Source organism: Microbulbifer sp. ALW1 (assembly GCF_009903625.1).
In the GTDB taxonomy this organism is placed as follows: Bacteria; Pseudomonadota; Gammaproteobacteria; order Pseudomonadales; family Cellvibrionaceae; genus Microbulbifer.
This window is the reverse complement of sequence record NZ_CP047569.1, coordinates 3,350,735-3,377,038: the sequence shown is the minus strand read 5'-3', so window position 1 is coordinate 3,377,038 and position 26,304 is coordinate 3,350,735. Positions and strand designations below refer to the sequence as shown.

Below are 26,304 nucleotides of genomic sequence, written 5' to 3'. Positions count from 1 at the left end.
GAGCGGGAGCGGATTGGCGGCGCGGCAAAACAAGGGAATTGGAAATGACGGACAACACATATCGCGCGATGCTGGTGGAAGAGGTAGCTGCGGGCAAATACGATCAGGGTATTGTGGATCGCCCGCTGTCGGCGCTGCCGGCGAATCCCGTTGTCATTGATGTTTCCCATTCCTCCCTGAACTACAAGGATGCACTGTCTGCGTTCGGTAATCGCGCCGTCACACGTGACTATCCTCATACCCCCGGGATTGATGCCGCGGGCAAGGTGTTACGGGACGACAGCGGTGCCTTCACCAAGGGTGCCCAGGTACTGGTTACCGGTTACGACCTTGGTATGAATACGGCGGGCGGATTGGCGGAACGTATCGCTGTTCCCTCTGACTGGGTGACGCCATTGCCGGATGGCCTGTCCCTGCGCGAGGCGATGATTCTTGGCACCGCTGGTTTGACCGCGGCCCTCTGTGTCGAGAAGTTATTGGAGTCCGGGGCGAAACCCGCGGATGGCGAAGTCCTCGTGACAGGTGCCACCGGTGGTGTTGGTTCCATTGCGGTAGCCCTGCTGGCGAAACTGGGGTTCCGGGTAGCGGCGGTTACCGGCAAGCTGGAGTCCGCCGAGTTCCTGACCGGGCTGGGTGCCTGGAAAGTGCTCGACCGTGAGACGCTGGCGCCTTTTGCCAACAAGGCCATTGCCAAGCCCCTGTGGGCCTGGGCGGTGGATACCGTGGGCGGCGAAACCCTGTTCAATGTCATCAAGTGCCTTAAGTACGGCGGCGGTGTGGCAGCGTGCGGCATGGCTTCCGGTGCCCAGTTTCAGGCCAATGTCTTCCCGTTCATTCTGCGAGGTATCAGCTTGCTCGGTGTCGACAGTGTCGAACTGCCGCTGTCCAAGAAGGCCGAGGTCTGGGAGAGGCTCGCCGGAGACTGGTATATCGGTGAGCAGCTGGAAAAAATTGCGGAAGATATTTCCCTGGATCAGGCGCCGGAATTTCTTGCGCGCCTGCATCGCGGGCACGGGATCGGGCGTTATGTTGTGGATATGACCAGGTAGTGTTTATCTGGTCAAATTATGTGAATCCACGCGCAATATGCAGTCTCTGTCGTGCCATCCCCGTCTGGCGCCTGCTATGCTGAATAGCAACAATAACTTTGAATTGGGAGCGAACTCCCCCAGTCCGGGTGTTTTCGAAACCCTGTTCCCAATATTGTCGATCTGGTAGCAAACTTTGTCGGTCAACCTTCCGCCCACTTCACAGTCACACGATGCCGGTGCTTTGGTGCTATCCGGTGGTGGTGCCCGTGCGGCCTATCAGGTGGGGGTACTCAGGGCGCTGGCAGAGCTCACGCCCGAAACTGAACCCCATCCCTTCAAAATTGTCTGTGGTACGTCGGCAGGTGCGGTCAATGCGTTGCTGCTGGCGAGCCACCCGGGTACTTTCAAAGAGGCGGTGGCGCGCCTGTACGATTTGTGGATGGGGCTGACGGTCGACAATATTTATCGCAGTAACTGGACCAGTTTGCTGGGCAATATCCTGACGATCTCGGCGTCTTTGTTCAATCAGGGCGTCGCCCGGCGCAGGCCCCTGGCTCTGCTGGATAACGGTCCGCTGCGGGAACTGGTTACTGAGGTGATCCCATTCGGGAATATACAGCGCAATATCGACGACGGGCGCCTGCGCGCCGTCAGTGTGAATGCCATGTCGTACAACCAGGGGGAATCGGTCAGTTTCTTCCAGGGGGGCGAAGACTTGAAAGAGTGGCGACGTTTTCGCCGCTGTGGTGAACGCACGGCGCTAACCGTGGAGCACCTGATGGCCTCGGCGGCGATTCCCACTCTGTTTCCGTCGGTGAAAATTGGCGATGAATATTTTGGCGACGGCGCAGTGCGCCAGCTAGCGCCAATCAGTCCCGCGCTGCACCTGGGTGCCAGCCGGGTGTTTGTGGTGGGCGTGTCCGATAATCGTTCGCCGGTGCACTGGGGCAAGCACCGCAAGGTCGCCCGGCATTCACCGTCGCTGGCACAGATTGGCGGGCAGCTGTTCAACGCCGCCTTTATCGATAGCCTGGAAGGTGACCTGGAGCATATGGATCGGGTCAACCTGTTGCTGGATGCGGTGGACGAAAAAGCACTGGCGGAACTGGCACCGCTGCGGGCAGTGGAGTCTGCAGTGATTGAGCCCAGTCAGAGCCTGGACCGCCTCGCCGGTCGCAAAGTGCGCTATCTGCCACCAGCACTGCGCTGGCTGTTTCGATCCACCGGAGCCACAACGTCCGGTGGCGGCGCCTCCGCCGCCAGTTATCTACTGTTTGAAAAACCCTATCTGGGTGAACTGATCGAACTGGGTTATCAAGATGCCATGTGGGAGCGGGACAAGTTGCGCAATTTTTTGCGCCCACGTACTCAACTGGTGGAAACTCAGCAAAAAGGCCTTTTTGGAATCCGGGTGAAACCGGCAACGGAAGCAAGTAATGGCAATACTCCCTCCTGAATCTTCCTTTCTCCGTCGCGGACTGATCGCGTCTTTGGCACTGGTTCTTGCTGCCTGTGGCAGCCAGGGTGTACAGGATAGTGGCAGTGGCAGTGGCGGGGCGCTGCGCCAAGCGAACCAAAGTGAATACCGGCAGCTGTTGGCGGAAGCGCACCAGCTGAGTTTTACCCTGGACTTTGATCGCCTGCGGCGAGCCTTTGTGGAATCGTCGGAATACAACCCCTATGGCGGCGTCAAACTGCGGGGTTTACCGGAAGCCTACAGCTCTGTGGAAGCCGCGGATTTTGATGGTTGCCTGCGCAATGTGGACAAGGTGCTCAAGTACAATTACATGAGCCTGGAAGCCCATATGATCGGTGTTTTGTGCAGCGGACAGGCGGGCGATTTTGATCGGGAAGATCAGCATCGCTATATGGTGGAGGGATTGATGACCTCGATCGAAAGCAGTGGCGATGGCAAAAGCCAGGAAAGTGCCTTTTTGACGATCAGTACATCAGAGTTGCGGGGCTTTGTACGTCTCAAGGGCCTGCAGGTTCTGGATCAGTCCATCGTGTATGACAAGCAGGGCATCTACGACAAGATGCAGGTGCGCGACCCGGAATCCGGGGAAGAGTACCCGCTGTTTTTTAATGTAAGCCAGCAGTTCGCCCAGGCTGCAGGCGAGGAGTAGTCCCCCTCATCAACGTTGCGCAATTCGCAGGCTGTAGTCGCAATGATTACAGCAGGAATTGCGCAAGTTTGTCCCAGTCGAAGCGGCGGGTCTGGCGGTCGCTGAACAGAATCTCCACCCGCGAATCCTCCCATTTGATCACCCGTCCGTAGCCCAGTTTCTGGTGGCGAATACTTTCCCCCAGTTGCGGTTTTTTCTGTGCGGCTCGCGGCGCATTGATGTCCGGGTTGTAGTCGCAGGCTTCCAGGTATCGCAATGCCAGCCGGGTGATGGGAACGCCGGTAGTGATATTGTCTGGCCGCTGTTGCAGTGTTTCCCCAAGTAGCCGGCACAGTGGCAGGTGCATTTCATCGATGAACAGGGAGGGCTTCTGATCAGCGTCTTGTGGCCCGCTGTTTTTGGGTGCAGCGCTGTCGCTGGCGACTTCCGGTGTCAGCAGGAAAAGTTGTTTGCGCGCCCGTGTCATGGCTACATACATCAGGCGGCGCTCACTCTCCGTTGATGCGGGGGTGGAGAAGTCCCTCTGTGGTTGATAGGGCATATTGTGCACTGTCAGGGAGGGAATAATGACCTGATCCCATTCCAGTCCTTTGGCCTGGTGCATGGTGGTTATCTGGATGGCATCCGGAGTCTCTGGAGATTCCTCGCCGTCATGGTTGAGTTTTTTTTCTCCACTTTGCTGCTGGCCTTGTTGATGCTGCTGTTGCAGTTGCTGCAGGTGTGCCAGTGCCTCTCTGGCCGGCAGGCGCAATTGATCCATATACTGGCAGAACGCCAGAATGGTCTGTTGCCGCTCCTCTGCTTGCTGGCGATTGAAGGCGTCCTCGCCGATTCCACTCAGATAGTCGAGCTCGCCCAGTTGTCGGCGCAGCAGCTCACCGCCGTGGCCCCGCCACTTTTCTACCAGCTGTAGCAGTTCGGCCCGTTGTCGCAGGCGTTTGCACTGGGCCTGGCTGAGGGATTCGGGGATCAGTGTGAGCAGCTTCTTGCCCCAGCCACGTTCAAACTGTGCGAGCTTGTCACAAATAGGCTCGAGTACCGCGCGTGCGATTCGGATATGCGGCGCGGTCAACCACTCGTAGAGTCCCTGGCTGCGACGCTTGATTGGCTGCTCCGCAAAGCGCCCTGCCGCAATATTGAGGCTCCAGAATAGTGGTCGCAGCTCCCGTCGCGACAGCACCGTATTGCGGCTGCCCGAGCGGTAGGGAATGTTGTTGGCCAGCAGTGCCAGCTCCAGGGGAGCGGCGAGGGACCACAGCCGCACCAGAATGGCCATGTCCCGCAGTGATTGACCGCTGTTAATACTGCGTCGCACATGTTCCACCAACCATTTGCCTTCGTTGTTGGTGGTTACCTGCTGCAATTGCGTTTCTGCTTTCGGGTTGCCGGAAATACAGAAAATGTCTGCGCGCTCGCGGTTGTTGTGAATGAAGTGGTTGGCGGCCAGAGACAGGCTGTGGCCGTAGCGGAATGTGCGGCTCAACTGGTAGACGTTGGATGGGGGGAAATCCCCATCGAACAGCCTGAGCAAAAATTCTGGCCGTGAGCCTCGCCATTCGTAAATGGTCTGGTCAGGATCGCCAATGGCAATCACGTTGCCGGATTTCCCATAGAGTACCCGCAGCAAATAGTGCTGGATTTCATTGATGTCCTGGTACTCGTCTACCAAGATATCCTGGTAGTAACTACCGTATTCCTCGGCAATTTCCGGTTGCAGGCTGAACTGGATGGCGGGGTCGTAAATCAGGTCCGCGTAAGTCACGGCCTTCTGTTGACGCCGCCAGTCTTCGAAGTGGCGGAATACTTTCAGAAAGTACATGTACTCGTCGCCGAGCTTGAGCTGCTGGAAAGCGTTCAAATCACCGCTGAGGATGGTTTTGGTGTAATCGATAAAGAACTCTGCCGCTTCGGTTTCCGACTGCTTGCGTGCACGAATATCTTCCAGATCCGCCGGCGCCGCACAGGCCTCGATGGCTTTCCAGATCTGCAATTGCACCAGCGACTGGGGAAGCGGAGTGAGGTTGGCATGGTTGATGTGACCCCGGGCGATCATCCGCTGGTACAGCCGGTAGCCAATACTGTGGAAGGTATTCACCGCCGGTGCCCGGTGCCCCTGGTGGATGTCGTCTGGCGTTTCACACTCGGTGCGACAGAGGTCTTGCAGGCGCCTGCTGAAATCGTCCCGCGCCCCGCGGTTGTACATGAGAACCAGCATATGTTGCGGGTTGATCCCTGCATCCAGGCGGTTTTTGATGTAGTGAAGCAGGGCCGTGGTTTTCCCCGAGCCCGCCACGGCGATAATTTTCGCGTGTCCACCTGGGTGATTGGCGATGGCCAGTTGTTCTTCCGTGAGGAGTGCGGTATTGCCTGACATGAACGCTCTGTACTTCCGGGTTGGATTTTGTGGGTCGGTATTCCGCAACGGATATTGCGAATCGGGCGCCGTTTTGATGAGTACTGGATATTTTGCCAGTATTGTTCGTGGTCGTACAGTTTCTGGAAACACCGGTCGCGGCTATGCAGTAGTTTTCGGCGGGGCGTGCTTAAGGGTGGGGGCTTCCGCTTTCCTGGCTGGTGCTGAGGTCGTCTCCATCCTCTGCAGGGGCTTTGTCTGCGGCTTCCTTTTCATGTTTTTCTTTCTGCAGGGCCAGTTCGGCGATGTAGGTCGACAGAAAGATCCTTCCGGTCAGTTTTTCCAGTAGCTTGGAGCGGCTGAGTCTGTCGAGCACGGGCCCTTTGACCTCAGTCAGGTGCAGGCGAATATTCCGGTCCCGCAGGTCTTTGTTGATTTGGTGCAGCCGTTCCAGTGCTGTACTGTCGATGCGGCTGACGGAAGAGAGGATAAGTACCAGTTCCCGGGTGTCGGGGTGGCGCTTCAGTTCGCTCAGCAAGCGATCCTCGACCGCGCTGATGTTACTGAAAAACAGGCTCTCGTCGATTCTGAGAAAGACAATGTCCCGGTGGGTTTCCACGTCGTAGCGCAACACATTGCGGAAATGCTCGGTGCCCGGCATACGACCCACCACGGCAATGTGTGGCCGGCTGCTGCGCCAGATCAGGGTGGCAAACGACAGGCCAATACCGAGCGCGATACCGACTTCCACACCGAACAGTAAGACACCGACAAAGGTGCACAACATGGCGATACCATCGGTGCGGTCATAGCGCCAGTTATGGATGAACCCCCGAAAATCAAACAGGCTGGCGGCAGCGACGATGATGATCGCGGCCAGTACCGTCAGTGGCAGTTCACTGAACATTCCGGTGAGGTAGAGCAGCACTGGCACCATCAACAGTGCGGCCAGTACCCCGGCGAGGGGCGAGACGGCGCCGGCTTCTGCGTTGACCGCGGTGCGGGAGAAGCTGCCGGCGACCGGTAACCCGCCCGACAGGCTACTGGTGATATTGGCGGCGCCGAGCCCCAGTAGTTCGCCATCGGCATTCAGGCGTTCTCCGCGCCGCGCCGCCAGTGCCTGGGCGATCGAGAGGCTCTCCACAAATGTCAGCAGGGCGATGATCAGCGCCGGTAACAGCAGGCGGTAGATCAGGTCCCAGTTCCAGTCCGGCGCAACCAGTTTGGGGAGGCCCGCGGGAATGTCGCCCACGATATCGAGCTTGTCGCCCAATTTAAGCCAGTGGACCAGGGCGATGGCGCAGAGCACCAGCAGCATCGGCATTACCCGGGCCGCCAGTCGTGCAAATTGTTTTGGCGTTCCCAGGCGAAACAGCAGCATTGGCAGCCACAGGCGGCTGAAGATCAATATGGTGGCGGTGGCCACACCAAATGCCATGGTGGGCAAATCGGCGTCCGGCAAGTGCTCCAGGATATGAAATAACTTTACCGAAGCCGTCTCGCCATCGGCTTTTACCCCGAGCAGTGCGGGGAGCTGACCGACGATAATCAGCGCTGCTGCGCCGGATACAAAGCCACTGATGACCGGGTGGCTCAGGAGGTTGGAAAGGGCGCCCAGTTTGAACAGGCCCATGGTAAAGAGAAACGCACCGCTTAATAGGGTGAGCAGTATGGCGGCGCTGATGTATTCGGGACTGCCAGTTGCCGCCAGGGGACTTAACGCGGAAACCGTCATCAGTGATAGAACTGCGGCGGGGCCCACAGACATGGCACTGCTACTGCCAAAAACCGCATAGGCGATCAGGGGGATCAGGCTGGCATATAGTCCCACGTGGGGGGGCAGGCCCGCCAGCAGTGCGTAGGCCAGTCCTTGGGGAACCAGCAGCATGCCGGAAACCAGCGCCGCGGTGAGGTCGGGAAGCAACCACTGGCGACGGTAGTTTCTAAGCCATTTCGGAATCAGTCGGGTTGCCCGCATCACTTGTGCAGTTATGGTCCTGAGGGCGGATGAAATTCACCGGGGAATTTCATCAGGATAGCCCCTGGTGCGGGTACGGGGCCAGTTTGGCCCCGTATGGTGTGGTCAGGCCTGACGGCTCTCTTAACGGCTCTCTTAACGGCTCTCTTAACGGCTCTCTAGACGGTTCGCGTGGCGGCGCTCCAGCCCGCGGAAAACCAGCATGCCGGTCACCATGGCCAGCACAAACACCAGTCCACCGGTCTCCAGGGCGCCCGTAGCCACAATACCCGGGCCTGGGCAGAAGCCGGCGAGACCCCAGCCGATGCCGAATACCAGGCTGCCAAGCAGCAGGCGCTTATCGAGCTCGCGTTTGCCGGGGAGGTTCATCGGCCCGCCGAGCACGGCTTGTTCGCGCTTCTTCGCGATTGCAAAGGCGGGCAGGCCCACGGCGATGGCGCCGCCCATGACCAGCGCCAGCGATGGATCCCAGGCGCCGAACAGGTCGAGAAAGCCGAGGACTTTTTCCGGGTTGGCCATACCGGACAGCAGCAGTCCGAAGCTGAAAATCAATCCGGAAACAAATGCGGAAAGAGCGGCTTTGTTCATCACTTTATTCATGGTTTCAGGCTCCTACGATATGGCGAATGACATATACAGTGGCGAAGCCGCCAAACATGAAGGTCATGGTCGCAGCCAGTGATCGTGGGGACAGTCGCGATAGGCCGCAAACACCGTGCCCGCTGGTACAGCCGGCGGCATAGCGGGTGCCGATGCCCACCAGCAGGCCAGCGGCGATCAGTACCGGGTAACTGGCGCGGATCTCGATCGTCGGCAGGGCGAGAAACAGGCCCCAGATTGCCGGACCGGCAAGCAGTCCCAGAATAAAAGCGAACTGCCAGCCACGGTTACTGGATCCGTCGCGTGCGTTACTGAGCAGGCCGCCGAGAATGCCGGAGATTCCGGCGATACGCCCATTCATCAGGATCAGCCAGGCGCTGGCGAGCCCGATCAGGACGCCGCCGGCGAGGGCGGTCAGAGGGGTAAATGCATTCCAGTCGATGTTCATGGTGCTGAGTTACTCCGCGCAATACAGTTGATACAGGGTTTGTAGCAGAGACAGGACTTTCGGGTCGGCTACCTGGTAGTAGACCCGCTTTCCCTCCTTGCGGGCTGTGACCAGACCTTCCCGTCGCAAGACCCCCAGCTGTTGCGACAGGCTCGGCTGGCGAATGGCCAGTCGCTCCTCGATGTCGCTGACGCACAGCTCTTCCTGGCTCAATTGGCACAGCAGCAACAGTCTGTCCTGGTTTCCCAGGGAGCGCAGCAGCAGCGACGCCTCTCCTGCAGCGGTGCGCATTTTGTCGAGCTGGAAATCACTGGTATCGGGCATGGTGGTTTTACGGTTGAGTTTGCTTCTGGCAAATCTGGTGGTTTCACTAATGTTTACGTAAAAAATATTATATTGAAAAGTATAATATTGGAAGGTATATTTCCCGTGGTTATTAATTTATTCCTAAATCATCTATAGTCCTTCCCATGATGGCTAGACGGGAGCAGACCATGACCGCAACAGACACTCGCCCGCTTGTGCAGGCCTTTCTCGATCCGGCGACGGAGACTTGGAGTTACGTGATCTACGACCGGGCCGGGGGTACCGCGGCGGTGATTGACGCTGTGCTGGACTTTGATCAGGCATCCGGGCGTACCAGTACCGAAGGCGCCGAGAAGATTGTCACCTTTGTGCGTGAGCAGGAGTTGACTGTTGACTGGGTGCTGGAGACCCACGCCCACGCGGATCACCTGTCTGCGGCGCCTTTCATCCGCGAACAACTGGGTGGCAAGATCGCCATTGGCGACCATATTCGCCAGGTCCAAGGCATCTTCCGCGACGTCTTCAACCTGGAAAAAGAATTCCTGGTCGACGGCTCCCAGTTTGACCACCTGTTCCACGATGGCGACACCTTCAACATTGGTGATTTGGAGGGGCGGGTGATCTACGTCCCCGGACACACGCCGGCGGATATGGCCTGGTTGATCGGCGACGCCCTATTTGTGGGTGACACTCTGTTCTTGCCCGACGTGGGCAGTGCCCGCTGCGATTTCCCTGGGGGCGATGCCCGCGTGCTGTATCAGTCGGTGCAGAAACTGCTGTCACTGCCGGAAGGCACCCGTATGTTTATGTGTCACGACTACCCGCCAAACGGGTCACGTGAGTACGAGTACGAAACCACAGTGGGGGCGCAGAAGTGCAGCAACATCCACCTACACGATGGCATCAGTGAAGACGAGTTCGTGAAAATGCGCCGAGAGCGCGATGCCACCCTGGGAATGCCGCGGCTGATCCTGCCATCGATTCAGGTCAATATCCGTGCCGGGCAGATGCCGCCGGCGGAAGACAATGGCACCGTGTACCTCAAGGTGCCCATCAACAAATTGTGATTGTCGGAGTGATCGAATGATGGATTGCAAACAATTGGACACGCAGGTATCCGTCTCGGCGGAGCCGGCACTGGAAGAAATGGTGGCCCTGGCAAAAGCCGGAGTGGAAGTGGTTGTGTGCAATCGCCCGGAACAGGAAGCGGAAGGGCAGCCGTCCTTTGCCGAGCTGGAGCAGGCGGTTGTGGCGGAGGGGATGATGTTTGTCCCCATTCCGTTTTCCCGCGGCCAGATGCAGCGGGCGCATAGTGAAGCGTTTGCCAGGCTTTTGAGCAGCGGCAAAAAAGTGCATGCGTTCTGCCGGACCGGCAACCGCTCGTGCAACCTGTGGGCTGCGGCCGGCTGCCTCAATGGTGCAGACAAGAAACTGCTGCAGCAGGCCGCGCAACAGGCGGGCTTCGATATTAGCGGCGTGTTGGTGACCTATTAAGGTTTCTCCCGAGGAGTCATACCGGTGAACGAGGTATTCAAAAGCGGCTCCGGGCGCCTTCTGAGTCGATTCCTTCCCGCAGCTCGCTGGCTCCCCAATTACTCCCTTGCGGCTCTGTCCAAGGACTCGCTGGCAGCGGTAATTGTTACCATCATGCTGATCCCGCAGTCACTGGCTTACGCCTTGCTGGCGGGACTGCCGGCGGAAGTGGGGCTCTACGCGAGTATCGCGCCGCTGGTGGCGTATGCGTTGTTCGGCAGTAGCCGCACCCTTTCCGTGGGGCCGGTCGCGGTTGCCTCATTGATGAGTGCCGCTGCACTGGGACAGGTGGCCGCACAGAGCTCGGCGGATTACCTGCTGGCAGCCATGCTGCTGGCAACACTGTCCGGCCTGTTTCTGTTATTGCTGGGTGTATTGCGCCTTGGTTTTCTCGCCAATTTCCTTTCGCACCCGGTCATCTCCGGTTTTATTACCGCGTCCGGCGTGCTCATTGCATTCAGCCAGCTGAAACACCTGATGGGGATTTCTGCGCAAGGCGACAACTTGCCAGAGCTGCTGCACTCCATGTTCACAGGGCTCGGTAACCTCAATCTCTACTCCCTGTTGCTGGGTGTTGGGGTTGTGCTGTTCCTGTTCTGGTCGCGCAGTGGCGCAGTACGGCTTTTGCAGCGACTGTCTCTGTCACAAAATTCCGCGGCACTGCTGGTAAAGGCAGCGCCGGTAGTTGGGGTGATCATCACCATTTTCCTCGCGGTAGGTCTAAATCTCGAGGACAAGGGCGTGCAACTGGTAGGCGCCATTCCCAGTGGGTTGCCGAGCTTTGGCTGGCCGAGTTTTTCACTGGCACTGATTGAGCAGCTCTGGATTCCTGCAATCATGATTTCGATCATTGGCTATGTGGAATCCATCTCCGTAGGCAAAACCCTGGCTGCCAAGCGCCGTCAGAAAGTCGATATGAACCAGGAGTTGATAGGACTGGGCACGGCGAACCTGGCCGCGGGATTTTCCGGCGGTTTTCCTGTGACTGGTGGTTTTTCCCGTTCCGTGGTCAATTTTGATGCGGGCGCCGAAACGCAACTTGCCAGTGTACTAACCGCCATCGGTATCGCGCTGGCAGCGATGTTTTTGACTCCTTATCTCTATTACCTGCCGAAAGCCACCCTGGCGGCCACTATTATCGTGGCGGTCCTGTCCCTGGTGGATTTTTCCATTCTGCGAAAGACCTGGCGCTTTTCGTCCGCCGATTTTTTTGCGGTGCTGGTCACCATCGTGATCACCCTGCTGTTCGGCGTGGAGGCGGGGGTGTCCTGTGGGGTTGGAGCCTCCGTAGTGTTGTTCCTGTATCGTACCTCCAAACCGCATATTGCCGAGGTGGGACTGGTAGAGGGCACCGAACATTTCCGCAATATCAAACGGCACAAGGTGCTCACGGTGCCGCAGATTCTCGCGATTCGTGTGGATGAAAGTCTGATGTTTTCCAATGCGGCCTTTCTGGAAGAGCGCATTTACGCGGATGTCGCGGCCAACCCGGCAATCCGCCATGTGATCCTGATCTGTAGTGCGGTGAATGAGATCGACTGGAGTGCGCTGGAAACCCTGGAATCCGTCAATCTCCAGTTGGCGGAAAGCGGCGTCTGCCTGCATCTATCGGAAGTGAAGGGGCCGGTGATGGATAGCTTGGAGCGCAGCGGGTTCCTGAAGGAAATTTCCGGTAAAATTTTCTTCACCCAGTACCAGGCGTTTACCGAACTGCGTGATAACTCTTCCGGCTGTTCTGGGTAACCGCGGGATGTCAGGGCGAAAACAGGTAGGGAAACAGTGCGCGCTTCTCGCTGTCCGTCAGCGCTTCCACCCGCAGGATATTGTTGTGGGGAATACTCTCCGGGTCGGGGTAGTTTTTTAAGCCCCGCTCCAGGCTTTCTTCCCGCAACAGGTGAAGAATAGGGTAGGGGGAGCGATTCGTGAGGTTTTCCCCATCGTCCGGCTGGGTGCCTGCGAACTGGTAGTGGGGGTGAAAGCTCGCGACCTGATAGGTGCCCTCATAACCTTCGCGCTGTATAAGCAGCTCGGCTTCCCCCAAGAAAAAATTGTAGTGGTGAAAATCTTGCAGGTGGGTGGGCAGGATCAGCAGGGTCGTTTCCACTTCCTCTGGTGACGTGCGGTCCAGAACCTGGAACTCATCCTGCAGTTCCTCCAGCAACACCTGGTCACTGGTGGCATCGCTCACCACAAAGCGAATTTGACCCGCGCGCATGGGCTTGCGCGCGAATGGGCACAGGTTGAGTCCGACTACTACGTCCTGCAACCACTGTTCGACCTGGGCGATGACGGGGTCTGTATCTGTCATGGCAAAAACTGCGGTATTACCACATCAGGTCGTCGGGAATCTCGTAGCCCGCGTAGGGATCATCCTCGTCTACGACAGTGCTATTCTCCGGCGGCTGGACAACCATGGCCGGATTGCGCTCGGCGATTTTGTCGGCAATGACGCGCGGCACCAGCTCGAACTGGTCTCCCTCTCCCACAATCAGAAGTCGTCCTGCAGTGAGGTGTTCCTGTACCGCGCTAGAGACGTAGATCTTTTTCACTTTCTTGTCGAAGGTGAAGTGGTAGGCGATGTCGTCCTGGCCTTTCGCGCCCTTGGATTGTTTGTTGCGCTCGATCAACTGCTTGATCTGGGCGGCGATCGCCTTTTGCTGCGCGGCGGCTTCGCGTTCGGCATTCAGCTCCCGGTCGCGGGCAATCTTGGCTGCGCGCGCTGCTTCCGCAGCCTGTTTGGTCTCATCGACCTGGGTTTCGCCAGACTTCTTGGCCACTTTGTTCTGTTTGCGCTTTTCCTTGCTGATCTGCTTGGCTTTCTTGCCATCTACCAGGCCTGCCTTGAGCAGTTGATCCTGTAGTGATGCCATGGACACATACCTTTGATCGGGTTTCGAGTGATCGGGTTTCGAGATGGTGTGGATTCTAGCGGATTTGTGAGAAAGATCGCAGGGGGAAGATAGTGGGGGAGGGGCAAGTCTGGGGGATTCGAACGCTACAGGGGTGTCGAAAAGCGGTATCGCCCCGCAGTGCGTCGCAGTCTGCGGGGCGAAGGGGCTGATCAGCCCTGTTTGAATACCAGTTTGACTGTCACCGGTACGATGGGGCTGATGCTGTCGAGACCCGCCACCTCACGCAGCTTCTCAATGCCTTCCAGCAGTTTGTAATTGCCGGCATTCACAATAATGGGGGCATTGGTGGTTACCTGTACCTGGTTACCCGCGAGGCCGGTCACCTGGAGGTCGGCCTTCTCGGTTTTCTGCTGGCCGTGCACATCCACAGTGACATCCGCACTCACCGACATGGACTGCCCGGGCTGAAGGTCCTTCAGCTTCGCCGCGTCCACACTGGCGGAGATGGTCGCTTTGGCAAACTGTGCTGTGTCAAACAGCAACTTCTGCATGCGTTCATTGCGAATCGGGATATTGGTCTCGACACTCGCGAGATCAATGGTTAGCTCAGCCTTGCCGGCGTCGGAAATACTACCGCTCAACCCCTTGAAGTGGTGGGTTTCGGCGATGGTCGATTTCTTTACCGACACGAAGTTGACACGGGAGTCATCGCCGACCAGTTGCCAGTCGGCAAAGGCAGATACGGGTAGCGCGAGCAGGGCGGCAATGGCGAGAGACTTAAAACGCATCGGGTAATTCTCCTGTTCCAATCGTTTGAGGTGCCTGTATATTCCGTGACCGGGACAGACTGCTGAGTTCTGAGGCTAAACACTATCAGTCGCGAATTCCAGTGGCCAGTAAAGGATTGTTAAAGGCCTGTGACCCAGGCTCCACATAACCGTCGATTAGGCGCCCGAATCGAGGCCAGGGGCCATCACCACAATCCGCACCGCAATCCGCACTGCAGTTTGATCCATGGTCTGAGTCAAAGTCGTGACCAGCGCATTGTATGGCGGATTATCCATCGTCCTGTATTGGCGGTACCTGTATTGACGGTACTTGTATTGACGGTAATTGCACCGACAGAAAATCCAGCATGGCTTCATTCACCCTGTCTGGCTGCTCCAGGGTAGACAGGTGTCCGGCGTGTTTGATCACCACAAATTTTGCATCTTTCAGTCGCTCGGCGATCGCTGCGGAGCAGGGTGGCGGCAGCGAGATATCTTCCTCGCCAACAATCACCAGCGCCGGTTGGGAAATTGCCACCAGACGGGATTTCAATGAATCTCGGCCGCACAGGGCGTCGACCATGTTTTGTATGGAGACGAGTGGCATCGCGGCAAACTTCTCTTTCCAGTGTGTCACCAGGTCCGGCTTTTCACGCAGGGTGTGCCGACCGAACATCAGCTTGCTCACAATGTTCAGCATCGGGCGGATTCCCAACAGTTTTGTCAGCAACACCAGTGTTTTGTACTTGGCAATCTTGAAACGGGTTTCGGTACCCGCGTGGGTGTCCAGCAATACCAGGTGGCTGACCCGCTCGGGTACGCTAAACGCGGCACGCAGTGCGATCATGCCGCCAATGGACAGTCCCGCCCAGGTGGCACTTTGAATGCCTTCCTGGTCCAGTACCGCCACCACATCGTCCACCAGATCATAAATATCCAGTGTGGCGTCAGCGACGTCGGAGCGACCGTGGCCGCGGATGTCGATATTGATTACCCGGAAGTGCCCGGAGAGCATCTTTACCTGTGGTGACCACATTTCCCCATCGCACAGGAAACTGTGAAGAAGGACAATGGCCGGACCGGATCCGTGACACTTATAATAGATTTGGTAATTTTTATTATTGGCAAAAGACATTCTGTATTCATCATCCTTGTTGCGGTGATCTCACTGTAGAGGAATGCTTCTGTGTAGGTAAGGGGCATCAGGTGAAAGCGGACGGAAGGCGAGAAAGCAGGGTAGACAAAAAAAGCCGGCTGGCGCCGGCTACAAGCAATCATTGAGGATGTTTCCCAGATATGGCGAGCGGGGTGCGCCCGCCGGGAGATGACCGGACACCGCTGGGAAACCGGTATCCGGGTTTGGGTCTAGTATTGTGCTCAACTCGCCATCGACAGGTTTTCTTCCGCTTCGTCACTGACAGAAGTGCGGATCAGATGGTCGAAGGCTGCCAGCGCGGCAGTGGCACCGGCGCCCATGGAAATCACAATCTGCTTGTAGGGCACGGTCGTCGCATCACCTGCAGCGAATACGCCGGGCATTGAGGTTGCACCGCGATTGTCGATCTCGATCTCGCCCATACGGTTCATGGCCAGACCACTGTCTTTCAGGAACTCGGTATTGGGTACCAGACCGATCTGAACGAACACACCGGCCAGTTCCAGTATTTTGCTCTCGCCACTGATGCGATCGGTGTACTGCAGGCCATTCACCTTGCTGCCATCGCCGAGTACTTCGGTAGTCTGGGCATTGGTAATGATGTCGATATTCGCCATCGAGCGCGCCTTGCGTACGAGTACTTCGTCGGCGCGCAGCGTATCGGCGAACTCCAATACCGTCACATGCTTGACGATACCGGCGAGGTCGATGGCCGCCTCGATACCCGAGTTACCGCCACCGATCACCGCCACATGCTTGCCCTTGAAGAAGGGACCGTCACAGTGCGGGCAGTAGGCGACACCCTTGGTACGGTACTCGGCCTCACCGGGCACGCCCAGTTCGCGCCAGCGGGCACCGGTGGCCAGCACCACGGATTTACTCGCCAACGTAGCGCCGCTCTCCATTTGCAGCTCGATCATCTGTTTGCGTCTCAGCTCGGCCGCACGCTGACCGGTGATGATGTCTACACCGTATTCTTTCACGTGCTGTTCGAGGCTCGCCGCCAGTTTCGGGCCCTCGGTGTAGGGTACCGAAATAAAGTTTTCTATTCCGACGGTGTCCATCACCTGGCCACCGAAGCGCTCTGCCACCAGACCGGTGCGGATGCCTTTACGCGCCGCGTAAATCGCCGCTGCGGCACCGGCCGGGCCACCGCCCAAAACCAGTACGTCGTAGGGCTCGCGCTCGTTCAGCTCTTCCGCCTTGCGCGCTTCGGCACCGGTATCAATCTTGGCCACGATTTCTTCCAGGCCCATACGGCCCTGGCCAAAGTGTTCGCCGTTCAGGTAGACCGCGGGTACCGCCATGATCTGGCGCTCGTCCACTTCTTCCTGGAACAGGGCGCCGTCGATCATCTCGTGGGTGATGTTCGGGTTCAGTTTCGCCATCAGGTTCAGGGCCTGAACCACGTCCGGGCAGTTCTGGCAGGACAGCGAAATATAGGTTTCAAAGTGGAATTCACCCTGGATGTTGCGGATCTGTTCCTGCAAAGCCGGATCTGCCTTGGATGGGTGGCCGCCGGCCTGCAGCAGGGCGAGCACCAGGGAGGTGAATTCGTGTCCCATGGGGATGCCAGCAAAGCTGACGCGCGGGGTTTCTCCGGCGGGGGCGATGGCCATGCTCGGAGTGCGCTTGCGGCTCTCCTGCTTCAATTCAATCTTGCTGGAGAGGTCGGCGATTTCGCTGGCGAGGTTGTTCAGTTCAACAGCTTTTGGGCTGCTGTCGGCGGACACACTGATCTCGATCGGAGTGACGATATTCTGCAGATAGGTGTCCAGTTGTTTCTTTACGTTTGCGTCCAACATCGGTGTGTCCTGAAATTTGATTTGTTTGCTGTGCTTTGCTGCGAAGGTGTCGGTACCGGGGGCAGCTTTGTGAGACCGTCTGCGGCCAGGACGGCCGCAGCCGAGCCCCCATGGATGGGTTTACGGCGTGTCTCACAAAGCTGCCCCCGGTAGCGGCACCGCCACTGAACTCAGTTCAGGGGGTGGCGGGCCTGGCGGCCCGCTTGGATATTTAGATCTTGCCTACGAGGTCCAGGGAAGGAGCGAGGGTTTCTTCACCTTCCTTCCACTTGGCTGGGCACACTTCACCCGGGTGGGCGGCAACGTACTGGGCGGCCTTGATCTTGCGCAGCAGGTCCTGGGCGTCGCGGCCGATACCGCCAGCGTTGATCTCAACGATCTGGATCTTGCCTTCCGGGTCGATGACGAAAGTACCGCGGTCCGCGATGCCTTCTTCCTCGATCATCACACCGAAGTTGCGGGTGATTTTGCCGGTGGGGTCGCCGATCATCGGGAATTGGATCTTGCCGATGGTTTCGGAAGTGTCGTGCCACGCCTTGTGGGTGAAGTGGGTATCGGTGGAGACGGAGTAGATCTCAACGCCCAGCTTCTGGAATTCGGCGTAGTTGTCCGCCAGGTCACCCAGCTCGGTCGGGCACACAAAGGTGAAGTCCGCCGGGTAGAAGAAGACCACAGACCACTTGCCCTTCAGGTCCGCGTCAGACACATCGAAGAAGTCACCAGACTGGTAAGCCTTGGCGTTGAACGGTTTGATTTCGCTGTTGATGTAGTTAGCCATGGTATTTCCTTATCTCCTGAGAGAATTTTTGCCCCGTCGTTTTGGGGCCGTTTTTGAAAACAGGTTATCGGGTACGGGAGAAATACTATTGGATGTGAGTTGTTGATAAAAATTATTGATTTTAATGGTATTGATAGTTTTACCTGATCATTGTTTTTTGTCTGATAGTTTTAGGCCTGGTTGGCTCTTGGGGCGGGGTGCCGCAGACTCTTACCGGGTATAGTCAGGGCGCCAGTGGAGCGAAGACGGTATGGTCACAAATTCAAGGAACCGGTAGATGATGAAACAAGCAGGGGGCGAGGCAGCCGTGGCCGTGCAAGCAGAGAAGGATGAAAAAACGGTGCGCGCGGAAAGTGTGTCGACAAAGCGGATCCTGATGGCCGCACTCGCCGTGCAACTGGTGGCGCTGGCCATTGCCGGGGTCGGGCTTTACTTCAGTGATGTGACGGTGTTCTGGGGCATCAGTGCCGGGACTTTGTCGAGCGCGTTCGGGGCTATTGCATTGGGCATAGCGGGTGCGCTTGTGAGCTACTGGGTTGGCCGGGGGATTACCCGCTCGCATACCGGCGTCGGCGCGACGATGCGGGCCCACTGTGAGGCGCTGCATAGCGCATTCCGCCATTTGAGCTGGTGGCATATCGGCGTATTGGCACTGGCTGCGGGTGTTTGTGAAGAGTTGCTGTTTCGCGGTTTTTTGCAGCCCTGGATAGGGTCTTTCAGTACCCCACTGGTGGGGCTGGTGGTGGCGTCTGTGATTTTTGGTTTGTTGCACTACGCCTCGTTTATTTATTTTTTGATCACGGCCGTCATGGGGCTGCTGCTTGGCGCCGTGTACTGGCTTAGCGACAGTCTGCTCGCGGTCATTGTCTGGCACGCGGTGTACGATTTGATCGCGCTTGGCGTATTGGTGAAGTTTCCGCAGGTGCTTGGGCTGGGTGAGTCCCCTGTAGACTCCGGTCACTCAAAGCCAAATCTGTAACGGGAGCGCAGCGAGTAAACCCGTTACCATCAGTGCAAGTAGGGCAATCAGGCCGTCGTGCGCAACCAGTGCCAGCCCGAATGCCATCAAGGCAAGACCGGCGATGCTCGCCGAGAAGGGAAGAATTTCCATTACCGGTAGTGCCAGTGCCAAAGCGGTACAGACCAGAGCAATCAGGTAAGTACCGCCGCGATGCACCAGCCAGGGCAAGCGTGGTTGCAGCCAGCGGTCAACAAACATCGCCGGTCGTTGCAGCCAGCGCAGGCTGCGCTGAAATTTGGCGCCGTTGATCGATTTTTGCAGCATCCACTGGGGTAGCCAGAAATGGCGGCGCAGTAACAGCATTTGTAGGGAGGCCAGCAAGATCAGCAGGCCCATTACCGTCGGCATTCCCGGGATGCCGGAAAGCGGTGAGAAGAGTATCAGCCCGGCTACAAGAATCAGGGGCGCGAAAGAGCGCTGCCCCAGCGCTTCCAGTACCTGGGCGAGGGTAACGCGGTCACGCCCTTGCGAACGCTGTTCCAGCTGCCGCAGTAGTTGGTTCAGGTTATTGATCTCTTCCTGCATCAGGGGGCGCCGGAATTGTTCTGGCGGCGATTGTTCTGGCTGTTGATGGCGGCGTGACGCTCGTGCCAGTCCAGTGCAAATACGGTGAGCGCCGGAAGCAGGGTCAGCGTTATGATGGTCGCACCGATAATACCCGCCATCACAATGACGCCCACCCCGCGATAGAGCTCGGTGCCAGCACCGGGTAAAAACACCAGCGGCGCCAGGCCACAGATGGTGGTCATGGTGGAAATGGCAATGGGGCGCAGACGGGAATCCACGGCTTCGGATACCGCTTCTACGGCGTGCATGCCCTCATCTTTCAGGTTGGAAATCGCCCGGTGCACGATCAGTATCGGGTTGTTCACCACCGTGCCCATCAGGATCAGGAAACCCAGCATGGAGATCATGTCGAACGGCTGGTGAATCCCTTCAAACCCCATACTGCGCAGAATGGCCCCCACCAGGTTCAGCAGCGCGAGGCCGGCAATACCACCGGCAATACCCAGTGGAATCGTGGTCATGATCAGTAGTGGATAGCCCCAGTGCGCAAAGATCGCCACCATCAGCAAATAGATGATGGCGAGCGCCACCAGATAGTTGCTCCCCAGTGATGCGCGAGTGGCATCCAGCTGATCTGCGGCACCGGAGATGTTCATGGAAACACCGAGCGGCACCTGGCCGTTGTCGCGCATATATTGCACAAGCTCCGAGCGCACAGCCTCCACGCCAGTTTCCAGGGCGACGGAGCGCGGTGGAATGATATTCAGGGTGACGGTGCGGCGGCCATCAATACGGCGTACCGTGGCGGTATCGACCGTTTCCTCGATGTGTGCAATTTCCGACAGTGGCAGTACGGCGCCGGTGGGGGTGTAGACGGAAATCTGCTCAAGGGTTTCGATGGTCGCTTCCGGCCCCTGCTGGCTGTAGAGGTACATATCGATCTTGTCGTCGTCGAGAAAAAACTCGTTCACGAAAGCGCCGTCGGTCAGTGCCGCAACGGCAAAGCCGATATCCTCCGCCGTCATGCCCACTTCCGCCGCGCGTTCCCACCGGGGTTTTACTTGCAGTAGCGGTTGCGCCAGGGACAGGCTGGTGGGCTGGGTTTGGATGTTCGGATTATCGAAGATCTCCTGGGCACGGCTGTAGGCGGTACGCGCCACCTGGTAAAGATCGGCGAGGTTGGCCCCGGAGATGTCCAGGCTGACACTGCGGGTGCCCCCATCATTGCTGCTAATGATGGAGCCGCGGGTAGCAAAGGCACGCATACCGGGATAGCGCTCGTACTTGCGCACGATAATCTCCATCAACTCGTCGATATGCCTGGGGTCTTTGGTTTCAGCAATGATCCGCAGGCGCTGTGGAGACACACTGATAATGAAAAATTTCATTGCCGGCACCTCGGCCTCGCCGGCATTAAATAGTTCCGGATCCTGATCCACAAATGGCAGAAAATAATCCTGTAATTCGAGGCCAATGGCGTTCATGGTGGCGAGGTTGTAGCCCGGCGGTGCGTTCATACTGGCGAAGGTTTTCGCTTCTTCGCCCTCGGGTAAATATTCCGCCGGTGGTGTCAACAGCAGGGCAATGGCGAGGCTGATGGCAGTGATGAGGGCGATGCAGTAAAGACGCCTGGTAGCGGTAGCAAGCAGCCATTGAATCCGTCCCACCACCGCGTGACGCAAGCGGCTGTGGGCAATGGTCTCCTCTGTGTTCTCCTCTATGGCCTCCTCTATGTTCTCCGCGCGGTTGCCGTCAAACTTGAGGCGTGCGCTGGCCGTAGGGATGACGGTAATGGCCACCAGCATCGACACCAGAATGGACGCGGAAATGGCGATGGCGATGTCGGAATAGAGTTGCCCGGCCTCTTCGGCAATAAACACCACCGGCAGAAACACCATCACGGTGGTCAGTGTCGATGCGAGTACCGCAGGCCACACCTTTTTAACACCGGTAATTGCCGCCTGCAGCCGATCCAGTCCTCGGCGACGTTCCAGCTCGATACTCTCCAGCACCACGATGCTATTGTCGAGGGTCATGCCGATGGAGAAGGCCACACCGGCCAGTGAAATGACGTTAATGGTGCGCCCGGCCAGCAGCAGGCCGATAAAGGCGGCAATAGTGCAAATGGGAATGCCCACTACACCCAGCGCGGTCGTGCGAAACGACCGCAAGAACCCGTACATGATTGCGGTGGCAAGCAGGGCACCCAGCAGCAGATTCTTCCAGACGTTGAACACCGACGCTTCCACATAGCCCACATCGTCGGCGGTGAGCGCCATCGTCATCCCCTGGGGCTCCAGAAGCTCGCGATTGATCCGCGCCACCTCATCCACCATGGCCCGCTTGATATCGATGACATTGGATCCACTTTCCCTGCGTATGGACAGGAAAATCACCGATTGCCCGTTCACATAGGCGCGACTGCGGATCTTGAAGTGATCCAGCTGGATTTCGGCGACATCACCCAGGCGCACAATACCGTCGCCATCTCGGCGCAGGATCAGTGCGCGTAGCTCTTCCAAGTCTTTGAAGCGGCCGAGGGTCCGCAGCAGGTAACGGCGCTTGCCGCTTTCCACTTCGCCACCGGAGATATCCCGGTTGCGCGCGCTGATCGCTGCGCGCACCTCGGCTAGCGTGAGGTTGTGTTCGGCCAGCCGCTCAGGCTTGAGGCGGATCTGGATCTGCCGTTCGGCACCGCTGCCCACATCCACCTGGGCTACCCCCGGGACGCCAGACATACGCGGGCGCACATTGTCTTCCACGTAGTCCCGCAATATATCCATGTCCAGATTGCGCGGGTTGCCGGGCAGTGGGGAAATCCGGTAATACATAAACGCATTGGACGAAAAGGAAGTGGCGTAAACCCGCGGCTCGTCGACATTTTCAGGGTAGGAGGGTACCTGGGTGAGGGCATTATTGACGCGAATCTGGGTTTCCAGGATGTCCACCCCGAAGGGGAATTCCAGCTCGATATCCGCGGAGCCTAGGTCAGCGGTGGACTGCAGTTCCTGCAGGTAAGGAATGTTGCGCAGGTATTCCTCCTGCTCGATCAGGATTTCCTTTTCAATATCCTGCGGGGTGGCGCCGGGCCAGCTGGTGCGGATGGAGATGGTGCGCACTTCGAGGTCTGGAATCATCTGCACCGGGATGCGAAAGGCCGCGACCAGGCCAAGGATCGCGATGATCAGCACGGCTACCGTCACCAGAATCCCGTTTCTGACGATCCACTCGAACATCAGCTTCCGTCCGCTCCCGCAGCGGTAATTTGCGCCCGTTTGGGAATCACCTTCTGTCCTGCCTGCAGGCCTTCATTGCCCCGTACCACGACCCGCTGGCCGGCTTCCAACCCCGACTGGATTTCAATCATGCCATTGAAGCTGAGACCGGTGGTCACCTGCTGCTCCTTTACTGCCACCGGCTGCTCCCAGTCACTGCCGGGGGCGGTGACCCAAACTGTAATGCGCCCGTCCGGGTAGCGCAGTACCGCATCCCGGGGTACGGCAATACCCTGCTTGTGATTTTTCAGCTGCAGCACCGCGGAGGCAGACATACCGGGAATCAGGGCTGGATCCTCCCCCCCGGCGCCGCGGGCAACGATGGTACGCAGCAGAAAGGTACGGCTGCCACTGCGACTGATCGGGATTTTGTGTTCCACCCGGGCCGTGAAGGTGTCACCGCTGTCAAGCGTCACCCGAATACCCGTCTGTGGCTGAATCCGGGAAAAGTAGCGTTGTGGCACCTGGAAGTCCGCGCGCAGGGAATCCGTATCCACCAGCTCGAACAGGGCGGTGCCAGGCTCTACCCATTCGCCGACTTCTATTTGACGGAGACTGATGGTGCCGGAGAAGGGTGCGTTGACCTGATGACGCCGGAGCAGGGCGCTCAGCCGCTCGGTTTCCACCTGTGCCGCCTGCAACTGCGCGCTGCGCTCGCGGACTTCCGAACCAAGGCTCTCGACCTCTGTTTCCGCCACATGATTGTCGCCCACCAGTCTCTCCAGCTCCGCCAGGCGTCGGCGGCTGTCTGCCAGTGTTTCTCTAACCCGCGCGACTTCAGCCAGCGCGGCATCGCGACTGATGCCGCTGAGCTCCGGGTCAAGCGTAAGCAGTAGGTCGCCTTTTTTAACCCGATCGCCAATGTCGGAATGAATATCCTGAATCAGCCCAGCGACTTCCGCCGACAGCAGTGCCTGTCGCAGTGGATTGATGGTGCCGGTGACAGGCACTTCCTCGACAAGCGGTTGCTTGCGCGCAATGACCGCTTCAACCGCAATGGGTCTTGCCTCAGCAGGCTCATTGGCTGTACTGACTGAGGAAATGACAAGCAGGGCAACGGCAAGGAATCTGGTTAACCACATAAAGGAAGATCGGAAAAGGTATCTCGCTAGTGTAGTAATCGTCCGGAGGGGCATCAGAAGCGACGGGACTGAAGAGAACCATCTCAACGAATAAGCAAAAACAATAAGGCTAATTTGTGCTGTTTATCGATGGGGCGGCACTTTCCGATATATCTAGTTGTACGGCATTTGTTGGCGCAGGATGGCTTTTCTTGCGCGCTCAGTGCTTGTGTCAGTGCCTATAGTCAGAACTAACCAGTTTCAGGCAACTCGCTGACTTCTCTCAGGAGACACACCAATGATCAAAAAAGTGATTCCCTTATGTACCGCCATTGCGATGACAGTGGCGACACTCTCCGCCAGTGTTTCCCTGTGGGCACAGGAAGCGCCCGCGCGCGGCGAACCCAAGCCCAATAGTTTCTGGTGGCCGGATCAGTTGGACCTGTCACCACTGCGCGATCACAGCAAAACCTCAAGCCCTATGGGAGAGGATTTTGATTACGCCAAAGCATTCAACAGTCTTGATTTGAATGCGGTGAAAAAGGATATCGAGAAGGTGCTCACTACGTCCCAGGACTGGTGGCCCGCGGACTACGATCACTACGGCCCGCTGATGATCCGTATGGCATGGCATGCTGCGGGTACCTACCGCGTGGGTGACGGTCGCGGTGGTGCGGGCGGTGGCCAGCAACGGTTTGATCCGCTCAACAGCTGGCCGGATAACGTCAGCCTGGATAAGGCCCGCCGATTGCTGTGGCCCATCAAGCAGAAGTATGGCAAGTCCATCTCCTGGGCGGATCTGATGATCCTAACCGGTAACGTGTCGCTGGAATCCATGGGTTTCAAGACCTTTGGCTTTGCCGGTGGTCGTGAGGATGACTGGGAGCCGGAGCTGGTCTACTGGGGTCCGGAAACCCAGATGCTGGATTATGAAAAGCGCTTCAAGGGCAAAGACCTTGTGGACCGCAAACTGGCGGCCACGGTAATGGGCCTGATTTACGTAAACCCGGAGGGCCCGGGTGCCAACCACGACCCGAAATCGGCGGCAGAGCGGATTCGCCTGTCCTTCGGTCGTATGGCCATGAATGACGAAGAGACGGTCGCACTGATTGCTGGTGGCCATGCCTTCGGTAAAACCCATGGTGCGGTCAAGCACGATTGCGTTGGCAAGGAGCCTGCCGCAGCCCCGATAGAACAACAGGGATTCGGCTGGAAAAACAAATGCGGTAAGGGTAATGCGGAAGATACCTTTACCAGTGGCCTTGAAGGCGCCTGGACCATCACTCCAGCCCAGTGGAGCCACAATTTTCTCGACAACCTGTTCCGCTTTGAGTGGAAGCAAACCAAAACCCCTGCAGGCGCCACGCTGTGGATTCCCACGGATCCCAATGCCGCCAGCATGGTGCCGGACGCGCATCTCAAAGATAAGCGTCACGCACCGATCATGCTGACAACGGATCTGTCACTGAAGGAAGACCCCGCTTACCGCAAGATCGCCGAGCGTTTCAAGGACAACCCGAAAGAGTTGGAAGACGCCTTCGCCCGGGCTTGGTTCAAACTGACCCACCGGGATATGGGGCCCAAGGCGCGATATCTGGGCTCTGAAGTGCCCAAAGAAGATTTATCGTGGCAGGATCCTGTGCCAGCGGTCGACTATACACTCCTGGACGAGCGGGATGTGTTGAAGCTGAAAAGCGAAATTCTGGCCTCCGGACTTACCGTACCGGAGCTGGTGCGGACCGCCTGGGCTTCAGCTTCCACTTTCCGTGGCTCTGATATGCGCGGTGGCGCCAATGGGGCGCGTATTCGTTTGGCCCCCCAGAAAGACTGGCCGGTGAACAATCCGCAGGAACTGAGCAAAGTACTGGGCAAGCTGGAATCCATCCAGCAAGGGTTTAACAAGTCCCTGTCTGGCGGTAAACAGGTTTCACTGGCAGATACCATCGTGCTGGCCGGTAACGCGGCTGTAGAGCAGGCAGCGAAGAAGGCCGGGCACAATGTGCATGTGCCCTTCAAGCCAGGTCGAACCGATGCAACCGTCGAGATGACCGACGTCGAATCTTTTGGCTGGCTGGAGCCAATGGCCGACGGTTTCCGCAATTACTATGGCAAAGGTAACTCTGTATCGCCGGCAGAAATGCTGGTGGATCGCGCCGATCTACTGACCCTGACCGTGCCTGAAATGACCGTACTCGTGGGTGGTATGCGTGCCCTTGGCGCTAACACCGGGAATTCCAAACTCGGAGTGCTCACAGACAAGCCCGGAACCCTGACCAATGACTTCTTTGTGAACCTGCTCAGCATGGATTCTGAGTGGTCCAAGTCTTCGACAGGTGATGGTATTTACGAAGGCAAGGACCGCAAAACGGGTAAGGTGAAGTGGACCGCGACGCCGGTCGATCTTATCTTTGGTTCAAACTCGGAATTGCGCGCAGTCGCAGAGTATTACGCCATGGAAGATTCCGATCAGGCGTTCGTCAATGATTTCGTCGAAGCTTGGGCTAAAGTCATGAACCTGGATCGTTTTGACTGAGTTAAGCAGTGCAACGCACCGCACATCAATTCAAGTGCGAACAGTGAACAACAGGCGGCCAATCGGTCGCCTGTTGTTGTATTTGGAAGGGGAAACCTGACATTGAATAGGGAAGCAGGATGGCAGGTGCCTGATGGGGGTGATGATCCAGTGGCAGCCTGTTTGCGTATGATT

At 57.7% G+C, this 26,304-nt stretch carries 22 protein-coding genes; 8 read left to right on the top strand and 14 right to left on the bottom strand.

Features of this window, described 5'->3' with window-relative positions; translation table 11 throughout:
* Nucleotides 1-44 precede the first annotated feature (44 nt).
* The 3 genes from GRX76_RS14055 to GRX76_RS14045 all read left to right on the top strand — a co-directional run bounded on the left by GRX76_RS14055 (nt 45) and on the right by GRX76_RS14045 (nt 3,157).
* Nucleotides 45-1,049: a YhdH/YhfP family quinone oxidoreductase gene (locus GRX76_RS14055; protein WP_160153890.1), complete on the top strand. Its 1,005-nt coding sequence runs from the start codon at nt 45-47 to the stop codon at nt 1,047-1,049.
* Nucleotides 1,050-1,224: 175 nt separating this feature from the next.
* Nucleotides 1,225-2,487 carry a patatin-like phospholipase family protein gene (locus tag GRX76_RS14050; RefSeq protein ID WP_160153889.1) on the top strand — a complete coding sequence of 421 codons (1,263 nt, stop codon included), beginning with the start codon at nt 1,225-1,227 and terminating at the stop codon, nt 2,485-2,487.
* Entirely contained in the window at nt 2,468-3,157 is a 690-nt protein-coding gene (locus tag GRX76_RS14045; protein WP_160153888.1) for a DUF4919 domain-containing protein, read from the top strand. Before GRX76_RS14050 ends, GRX76_RS14045 begins: the two co-directional genes overlap by 20 nt.
* 46 nt (nt 3,158-3,203) lie before the next feature.
* On the opposite strand, the gene GRX76_RS14040 is transcribed toward GRX76_RS14045, so the two are convergent.
* The 5 genes from GRX76_RS14040 to GRX76_RS14020 form a co-directional block, all read right to left on the bottom strand.
* Nucleotides 3,204-5,531, bottom strand: a complete 2,328-nt coding sequence (locus tag GRX76_RS14040) for an ATP-dependent helicase (RefSeq protein WP_160153887.1) — start codon at nt 5,529-5,531, stop codon at nt 3,204-3,206.
* Between the two features lie 169 nt (nt 5,532-5,700).
* Nucleotides 5,701-7,488, bottom strand: coding sequence for a SulP family inorganic anion transporter (locus GRX76_RS14035; RefSeq protein WP_160154977.1), 1,788 nt, complete (start codon nt 7,486-7,488; stop codon nt 5,701-5,703).
* 147 nt (nt 7,489-7,635) lie between these two features.
* The gene (locus tag GRX76_RS14030; protein ID WP_236250372.1) at nt 7,636-8,088 is read right to left on the bottom strand and encodes a YeeE/YedE family protein; all 453 of its coding nucleotides are present in this window, start codon (nt 8,086-8,088) and stop codon (nt 7,636-7,638) included.
* Nucleotides 8,089-8,092: 4 nt separating this feature from the next.
* Nucleotides 8,093-8,536: a YeeE/YedE family protein gene (locus GRX76_RS14025; RefSeq protein ID WP_160153886.1), complete on the bottom strand. Its 444-nt coding sequence runs from the start codon at nt 8,534-8,536 to the stop codon at nt 8,093-8,095.
* A gap of 9 nt (nt 8,537-8,545) precedes the next feature.
* Nucleotides 8,546-8,860: a helix-turn-helix transcriptional regulator gene (locus GRX76_RS14020; protein WP_160153885.1), complete on the bottom strand. Its 315-nt coding sequence runs from the start codon at nt 8,858-8,860 to the stop codon at nt 8,546-8,548.
* A 170-nt stretch (nt 8,861-9,030) separates the two neighbouring features.
* Between GRX76_RS14020 and GRX76_RS14015 the strand changes: the two genes are divergently transcribed.
* Genes GRX76_RS14015 through GRX76_RS14005 form a run of 3 tightly spaced genes read left to right on the top strand, consistent with a single transcriptional unit; the run spans nt 9,031 to nt 12,118 of the window.
* Nucleotides 9,031-9,909 carry an MBL fold metallo-hydrolase gene (locus GRX76_RS14015; protein ID WP_160153884.1) on the top strand — a complete coding sequence of 293 codons (879 nt, stop codon included), beginning with the start codon at nt 9,031-9,033 and terminating at the stop codon, nt 9,907-9,909.
* Nucleotides 9,910-9,925: 16 nt separating this feature from the next.
* Entirely contained in the window at nt 9,926-10,336 is a 411-nt protein-coding gene (locus tag GRX76_RS14010) for a TIGR01244 family sulfur transferase (RefSeq protein WP_236250371.1), read from the top strand.
* A gap of 24 nt (nt 10,337-10,360) precedes the next feature.
* Nucleotides 10,361-12,118, top strand: coding sequence for a SulP family inorganic anion transporter (locus GRX76_RS14005; protein WP_236250370.1), 1,758 nt, complete (start codon nt 10,361-10,363; stop codon nt 12,116-12,118).
* A gap of 10 nt (nt 12,119-12,128) precedes the next feature.
* Here GRX76_RS14005 and GRX76_RS14000 read toward each other — a convergent pair whose 3' ends face one another.
* The 6 genes from GRX76_RS14000 to ahpC form a co-directional block, all read right to left on the bottom strand.
* Complete coding sequence (locus GRX76_RS14000; RefSeq protein WP_160153883.1) at nt 12,129-12,683, bottom strand: DUF1415 domain-containing protein; 555 nt, start codon at nt 12,681-12,683, stop codon at nt 12,129-12,131.
* Between the two features lie 16 nt (nt 12,684-12,699).
* Nucleotides 12,700-13,245, bottom strand: coding sequence for a DUF2058 domain-containing protein (locus GRX76_RS13995; RefSeq protein WP_160153882.1), 546 nt, complete (start codon nt 13,243-13,245; stop codon nt 12,700-12,702).
* A gap of 191 nt (nt 13,246-13,436) precedes the next feature.
* Nucleotides 13,437-14,015: a YceI family protein gene (locus GRX76_RS13990; protein WP_160153881.1), complete on the bottom strand. Its 579-nt coding sequence runs from the start codon at nt 14,013-14,015 to the stop codon at nt 13,437-13,439.
* A 268-nt stretch (nt 14,016-14,283) separates the two neighbouring features.
* Nucleotides 14,284-15,129 carry an alpha/beta fold hydrolase gene (locus GRX76_RS13985; protein ID WP_255461812.1) on the bottom strand — a complete coding sequence of 282 codons (846 nt, stop codon included), beginning with the start codon at nt 15,127-15,129 and terminating at the stop codon, nt 14,284-14,286.
* Between the two features lie 242 nt (nt 15,130-15,371).
* On the bottom strand, nt 15,372-16,955 hold the full coding sequence (ahpF, locus tag GRX76_RS13980) for an alkyl hydroperoxide reductase subunit F (RefSeq protein ID WP_160153879.1): 1,584 nt from the start codon (nt 16,953-16,955) through the stop codon (nt 15,372-15,374).
* Between the two features lie 211 nt (nt 16,956-17,166).
* Nucleotides 17,167-17,733 carry an alkyl hydroperoxide reductase subunit C gene (gene ahpC, locus GRX76_RS13975; protein ID WP_160153878.1) on the bottom strand — a complete coding sequence of 189 codons (567 nt, stop codon included), beginning with the start codon at nt 17,731-17,733 and terminating at the stop codon, nt 17,167-17,169.
* A 277-nt stretch (nt 17,734-18,010) separates the two neighbouring features.
* Between ahpC and GRX76_RS13970 the strand changes: the two genes are divergently transcribed.
* Complete coding sequence (locus GRX76_RS13970; protein ID WP_160153877.1) at nt 18,011-18,712, top strand: CPBP family intramembrane glutamic endopeptidase; 702 nt, start codon at nt 18,011-18,013, stop codon at nt 18,710-18,712.
* Here GRX76_RS13970 and GRX76_RS13965 read toward each other — a convergent pair.
* Genes GRX76_RS13965 through GRX76_RS13955 form a run of 3 tightly spaced genes read right to left on the bottom strand, consistent with a single transcriptional unit; the run spans nt 18,695 to nt 23,618 of the window.
* Entirely contained in the window at nt 18,695-19,279 is a 585-nt protein-coding gene (locus GRX76_RS13965) for an exopolysaccharide biosynthesis protein (protein ID WP_160153876.1), read from the bottom strand. The genes GRX76_RS13970 and GRX76_RS13965 overlap by 18 nt on opposite strands.
* Nucleotides 19,279-22,497 carry an efflux RND transporter permease subunit gene (locus GRX76_RS13960; RefSeq protein ID WP_160153875.1) on the bottom strand — a complete coding sequence of 1,073 codons (3,219 nt, stop codon included), beginning with the start codon at nt 22,495-22,497 and terminating at the stop codon, nt 19,279-19,281. Before GRX76_RS13960 ends, GRX76_RS13965 begins: the two co-directional genes overlap by 1 nt.
* Nucleotides 22,497-23,618, bottom strand: coding sequence for an efflux RND transporter periplasmic adaptor subunit (locus GRX76_RS13955; RefSeq protein ID WP_160153874.1), 1,122 nt, complete (start codon nt 23,616-23,618; stop codon nt 22,497-22,499). Before GRX76_RS13955 ends, GRX76_RS13960 begins: the two co-directional genes overlap by 1 nt.
* A 277-nt stretch (nt 23,619-23,895) precedes the next feature.
* Between GRX76_RS13955 and katG the strand changes: the two genes are divergently transcribed.
* Nucleotides 23,896-26,130: a catalase/peroxidase HPI gene (gene katG, locus GRX76_RS13950; RefSeq protein WP_160153873.1), complete on the top strand. Its 2,235-nt coding sequence runs from the start codon at nt 23,896-23,898 to the stop codon at nt 26,128-26,130.
* Nucleotides 26,131-26,304 lie beyond the last annotated feature (174 nt).

What these genes read in the sequence shown, in the direction of transcription:
- GRX76_RS13960 (WP_160153875.1), bottom strand. Translation starts at nt 22,497, where the DNA reads ATGTTCGAGTGGATCGTCAGAAACGGGATTCTGGTGACGGTAGCCGTG.
- GRX76_RS13990 (WP_160153881.1), bottom strand. Translation starts at nt 14,015, where the DNA reads ATGCGTTTTAAGTCTCTCGCCATTGCCGCCCTGCTCGCGCTACCCGTA.
- katG (WP_160153873.1), top strand. Translation starts at nt 23,896, where the DNA reads ATGATCAAAAAAGTGATTCCCTTATGTACCGCCATTGCGATGACAGTG.
- GRX76_RS14030 (WP_236250372.1), bottom strand. Translation starts at nt 8,088, where the DNA reads ATGAATAAAGTGATGAACAAAGCCGCTCTTTCCGCATTTGTTTCCGGA.
- GRX76_RS14045 (WP_160153888.1), top strand. Translation starts at nt 2,468, where the DNA reads ATGGCAATACTCCCTCCTGAATCTTCCTTTCTCCGTCGCGGACTGATC.
- ahpF (WP_160153879.1), bottom strand. Translation starts at nt 16,955, where the DNA reads ATGTTGGACGCAAACGTAAAGAAACAACTGGACACCTATCTGCAGAAT.
- GRX76_RS14035 (WP_160154977.1), bottom strand. Translation starts at nt 7,488, where the DNA reads ATGCGGGCAACCCGACTGATTCCGAAATGGCTTAGAAACTACCGTCGC.
- GRX76_RS14055 (WP_160153890.1), top strand. Translation starts at nt 45, where the DNA reads ATGACGGACAACACATATCGCGCGATGCTGGTGGAAGAGGTAGCTGCG.
- GRX76_RS14025 (WP_160153886.1), bottom strand. Translation starts at nt 8,536, where the DNA reads ATGAACATCGACTGGAATGCATTTACCCCTCTGACCGCCCTCGCCGGC.
- ahpC (WP_160153878.1), bottom strand. Translation starts at nt 17,733, where the DNA reads ATGGCTAACTACATCAACAGCGAAATCAAACCGTTCAACGCCAAGGCT.
- GRX76_RS13995 (WP_160153882.1), bottom strand. Translation starts at nt 13,245, where the DNA reads ATGGCATCACTACAGGATCAACTGCTCAAGGCAGGCCTGGTAGATGGC.
- GRX76_RS14000 (WP_160153883.1), bottom strand. Translation starts at nt 12,683, where the DNA reads ATGACAGATACAGACCCCGTCATCGCCCAGGTCGAACAGTGGTTGCAG.
- GRX76_RS14020 (WP_160153885.1), bottom strand. Translation starts at nt 8,860, where the DNA reads ATGCCCGATACCAGTGATTTCCAGCTCGACAAAATGCGCACCGCTGCA.
- GRX76_RS14040 (WP_160153887.1), bottom strand. Translation starts at nt 5,531, where the DNA reads ATGTCAGGCAATACCGCACTCCTCACGGAAGAACAACTGGCCATCGCC.
- GRX76_RS13965 (WP_160153876.1), bottom strand. Translation starts at nt 19,279, where the DNA reads ATGCAGGAAGAGATCAATAACCTGAACCAACTACTGCGGCAGCTGGAA.
- GRX76_RS13985 (WP_255461812.1), bottom strand. Translation starts at nt 15,129, where the DNA reads ATGTCTTTTGCCAATAATAAAAATTACCAAATCTATTATAAGTGTCAC.
- GRX76_RS13955 (WP_160153874.1), bottom strand. Translation starts at nt 23,618, where the DNA reads ATGTGGTTAACCAGATTCCTTGCCGTTGCCCTGCTTGTCATTTCCTCA.
- GRX76_RS14010 (WP_236250371.1), top strand. Translation starts at nt 9,926, where the DNA reads ATGATGGATTGCAAACAATTGGACACGCAGGTATCCGTCTCGGCGGAG.
- GRX76_RS14015 (WP_160153884.1), top strand. Translation starts at nt 9,031, where the DNA reads ATGACCGCAACAGACACTCGCCCGCTTGTGCAGGCCTTTCTCGATCCG.
- GRX76_RS13970 (WP_160153877.1), top strand. Translation starts at nt 18,011, where the DNA reads ATGATGAAACAAGCAGGGGGCGAGGCAGCCGTGGCCGTGCAAGCAGAG.